Origin of the sequence: Nocardia sp. CC201C (assembly GCF_030010695.1) — a bacterium.
GTDB classification, from domain to species: Bacteria; Actinomycetota; Actinomycetes; order Mycobacteriales; family Mycobacteriaceae; genus Nocardia; species Nocardia otitidiscaviarum.
This window is the reverse complement of record NZ_JASCXP010000551.1, coordinates 1-3930: the sequence shown is the minus strand read 5'-3', so window position 1 is coordinate 3930 and position 3930 is coordinate 1. Positions and strand designations below refer to the sequence as shown.

At 70.5% G+C, this 3930-nt stretch carries 4 protein-coding genes; 2 read left to right on the top strand and 2 right to left on the bottom strand.

Going from position 1 to position 3930, the window contains the following annotated elements; all coding sequences use genetic code 11:
* Positions 1 to 2: 2 nt before the first annotated feature.
* On the bottom strand, positions 3 to 1142 hold the full coding sequence (locus tag QK444_RS33805) for a histidine kinase (RefSeq protein ID WP_282786085.1): 1140 nt from the start codon (positions 1140 to 1142) through the stop codon (positions 3 to 5).
* Positions 1143 to 1210: 68 nt separating this feature from the next.
* On the opposite strand from QK444_RS33805, the gene QK444_RS33800 reads away from it, so the two are divergent.
* Complete coding sequence (locus tag QK444_RS33800; protein ID WP_282786084.1) at positions 1211 to 2800, top strand: Na+/H+ antiporter; 1590 nt, start codon at positions 1211 to 1213, stop codon at positions 2798 to 2800.
* 14 nt (positions 2801 to 2814) lie between these two features.
* Here QK444_RS33800 and QK444_RS33795 read toward each other — a convergent pair whose 3' ends face one another.
* Positions 2815 to 3390: a TetR/AcrR family transcriptional regulator gene (locus QK444_RS33795; protein ID WP_195120796.1), complete on the bottom strand. Its 576-nt coding sequence runs from the start codon at positions 3388 to 3390 to the stop codon at positions 2815 to 2817.
* A 98-nt stretch (positions 3391 to 3488) separates the two neighbouring features.
* On the opposite strand from QK444_RS33795, the gene QK444_RS33790 reads away from it, so the two are divergent.
* Positions 3489 to 3920: a DoxX family protein gene (locus QK444_RS33790; RefSeq protein ID WP_282786083.1), complete on the top strand. Its 432-nt coding sequence runs from the start codon at positions 3489 to 3491 to the stop codon at positions 3918 to 3920.
* Positions 3921 to 3930: the final 10 nt, after the last annotated feature.

Here is a 3930-nt window from a genome sequence, read left to right as displayed (position 1 = left end):
CGTCATATCCCTCCCGCCTTTCCGTCGACCGGCAGCCGCGCGGCCACCCGCCAGCGGCCGTCGGGCAGGCGGCCCGCGGTGACGGTGCCGCCCACCGCCGCCGCCCGCGCGGCCAGCCCGGTCAGTCCCGTACCACTGCCACCACCCAATCCCGCTGTCCCGGAACCGTTGTCGCACACTTCGACGGCCAGCTCGGCATCGCGGATCCGCACCACCGCGTCGATGCGGCTCGCGTCGGCGGCGTAGCGCCGAATGTTGTTGAACGCCTCGGCCAGCACTCGGTGCGCCGCCAAGGCCACCGGATCGGGCACCCGGGCGTCGCGCACGTCCGGGTCGATGTCCGACACCACCTCGGCGTCGACGGTATCGGCGAAGCGCGAGACCAGATCGTCGAGGTCGTAGGTGCCGCGCGAGCCCGCACCGTCGCCCAGGGTGTCGACCAGCGACCGGATATCGCCCAGCGCCCGCCGACCCGACTGTTCGATGCGCGCCAGCAGTGGCCGGGTGCGCTCCTCCGCGCCCGCCTGCGCGGCCTGCGCCAGCACCACCATCCCCATCACCTCGTGCGCGATCACATCGTGCAGTTCCCGTGCCATCTGGGCGCGTTCGCCCGCGACGGCCGCGCCGCGCTCGGCCACCAGCCGTTGGCGCTGGGCCCGCACGAGCAGCCCGATTCCCAGCGCGGTGACGGTCGGAACGGTGATGATCAGCACGCCTATCGGCACATCGTCGGTCCGCAGGGCCAGCGGCGACCCGACCGCGGCGACGGCCAGCGCACCGGTGAGCCCGGCATCGGCGACCGTGATGATCCGCGACGCCGCCACCCCGCTCGCGACAACTGCCACCCACGCCGAGGCCACCGCCCAACTCTGCACACCCTGCGGCCACAGGCTCACCGCGGTGATCGCGAGCACCGGCCCGGCCAGCGCGGCCACCACCCCGGCGCGTCGGGTGAGCGGCACCCCGGCGTGCCGGGTGAGCCGCACAGCGTCCTCCCGCGCCGCCGTCCAGCAGGCCCAACTCCCCAGCGCCGCCCCGCCCGCGTCCACGCCCGTCCACAACAGCGACCCCGTGGCATTCAACTCCAGCAGCGCGGCCAGCCCGGCGGGCAGCACGCACAGCGCGAACAGGAGGCGACGCATAGGCCCGACCCTAGCGGGCCGAGCGAGCCGGTTCGACAATCCAGCGCATCGACAGCAAACTGGCGGGGGTGCACCACCAGTTGGAGTTGATCTTTCTGGTCCTGTTCGCGACGATCCTGGCGCAGCCGCTGGGCAAGCGGATAGGACAGGCTCCGGCCGTGCTCATGACGGCCTTCGGATGTGTGCTCGCCCTCATTCCCTCGGTGCCGGAGATCCACATCGATCCGGAGCTGATCCTGCCGATGGTGCTGCCGCCGCTGCTCTACGCCCAGGCGCGGCGCACCTCGTGGCGGCAGTTCGCCGACAACTGGAGTGCCATCGTCATGCGGGCGGTGGTGCTGGTCATCGTGACCGCGGCGGCCGCGGCCTGGGTGTTCCACGAGATGTTCCCGACGGTGCCGATCGCCGCGGCGGTGGCATTGGGCGCGCTGGTGGCGCCACCGGATCCGGTCGCGGTCTCGGCGCTGGCGGGCAAGCTGGGGCTGCCGCGCCGCCTGGTGTCGGTGCTCGAGGGTGAGGGGCTGTTCAACGACGTCACCGCCATCGTCATCTACACGGTGGCCATTCAGGCGGTGCTGACCGGGACGTTCTCGGCGTGGAGTGCGGCCTGGGAGTTCGTGCTGTCGGCGCTGGTCGCGGTGGGCGTGGGGTTGGCGCTGGGCTGGCTGGGCACCATGCTCATGAAACGGTTGAGCGAAGCGCCGTGGCAGGTGGCGCTGGGCCTGCTGCTGCCCTTCGCGGCCTACGGCATCGCCGACGCCCGCGGCGGTTCGGGAGTGCTGGCGGTGCTGGTGAGCGCGCTGTATCTGACCGACGCGGCAACGGATTTCAGCGACAGCGCCTATCGGACGGTGGGCGACTCCTTCTGGGAGATCACCGAAATGCTGGTCACCGGTTTCGCTTTCGGCCTCATCGGCCTGGAATTGAGCACCGTGCTGCGCACCACCGGCCCGGACTGGCCGCGCTTCCTCACCGGCGCGGCCGCCGTGGTGGCGGTGGTGGTCGGGCTGCGCCTGCTGTGGCTGCTGGGCACCACCGCGGTCTTCCAGAGTTGGTGGCGCACCCGCGACAAGGATGAGCCGTACACCTGGCGGGAAACCCTGGTCACCTGGTGGGCCGGTATGCGCGGAGTGGCGACGGTCGCGCTGGCCCTGGCCGTGCCGTTCACCACCGCCGACGGCGACCCCTTCCCCGGACGCACCGAAATCCTCTTCACCGCCTTCGCCGTCGTCCTGTTCACCCTGCTGCTCCAGGGGCCGACGCTGCCTGCCGTGGTGCGCGCGACCGGTGTGCACGCCGACACCGAACTCGAGCGCACCCTGGAACGCCAACTGTGGACCCGGGTCCTCAATGCGGAACTGGCCCGCCTGAAACAGATTTCGACCACCGAGGATCTGCCGGAGGACGTCTACGTGCGGCTGCGCGAATCCTTCGAACGCCGCCTGGCCCAGGCCGATCCGGAGGCGGCCGACGACAAGGCCCGCCTCGCCACCGACAAGACCCTGAAGTTCACCACCGAGATGCGCAGGATCACCCACGAGGTCATGGAGGCGGGCCGCACCGAAGCCCTGACGGCCCGCCGCGAACCGGGTATCCCACCGGATGTGGTGGACCGGGTGATGCGCCGCCTGGACCTGCGGTCCAACCCAATGCCCTGATCTCGGCCACCCGCTCAGTCGGCGGTACCACTCTCGAATCGGACGGCCGACACCATGGCCAGCGCCAATGCCTCGGGGTCGTCGCCCCCGAGATCCGATCCCACCAGCGCGCCCTCGCGCCACAGATGCGCGAAACCGTGCACCAGCGACCAGGCCGCGAGCTGACCGGCCCGGCGATCCTCCGGTTCGATGCCCAATTCCGCTATGCCGGAACGTAATTCCGCCCCGGAGCGACGGCGCGCCGCGATCAGCCGTTCATCGTCGACACACAGCAGGTCGCGTCGGAACATGACATCGAAATGACCGGGCCAGCGCCGGGCGAAGCCGATGTAGGCGAGCGCAACGGCTCGGAAATCGCCTGCCGCACCATGCAATTGAGCCGCCAGCAGCTCGAATCCCTCGATGGCGAGTTCCGTGAGCAGTCCCTGTTTGTTGCCGAAGTGATGGGCGGGCGCGGCATGCGAGACTCCGGCCCGCTGGGCGAGGGCGCGCAGTGATACCGCGTCCACGCCGTCCTGAGCGATCTGTTCGGCCGCGGCCCGCAGCAGCGCGGCGCGTAGGTCGCCGTGGTGGTAGGCGCTCTTGGTCATCCTTCGATCCTGACGGCAAATCTTGTCATTGACAAGTTCTCGCCACGGTTCTAATCTAGCCATTGTCAAGATTCGCTGCTCGCCCTCAGGAGTGCCCCATGGCGCCGCTCATCGCCCTCATCGCCGTCACCGGACTGTCCCGACTCATCGGCCTGCTCGGTGTCGACTGGCTCGACTCCTGGCCACACGCCACACGCGTCGGCCTGGCCGCCATGTTCCTGCTCACCGCGAGCGCGCACTTCACCCAGCCCAAACGTGACGCGCTGATCGCCATGGTCCCGCCCGCCTTCCCCAACGCGGCGGCCATGATCACCCTCACCGGCGTCCTGGAGGCGGCCGGTGCGGTGGGCCTACTGCTGCCGCCGGTCGCCCCGGTCGCCGCCGCGTGCCTGGCGGCGCTGCTGATCATCATGTTCCCGGCCAATATTCGAGCCGCGCGGACCGGCGGCGGGGTCAAGACCATGCCGCTGCCCGCCCGCACGGTGGTGCAGGGCGTCTTCCTCGCCGCCTGCGTACTGGCCGCATTCTGACGGAATCCGC

Coding starts and splice junctions, on each gene's coding strand:
- QK444_RS33805 (WP_282786085.1), bottom strand. CDS start 1,142: ATGCGTCGCCTCCTGTTCGCGCTGTGCGTGCTGCCCGCCGGGCTGGCC.
- QK444_RS33790 (WP_282786083.1), top strand. CDS start 3,489: ATGGCGCCGCTCATCGCCCTCATCGCCGTCACCGGACTGTCCCGACTC.
- QK444_RS33795 (WP_195120796.1), bottom strand. CDS start 3,390: ATGACCAAGAGCGCCTACCACCACGGCGACCTACGCGCCGCGCTGCTG.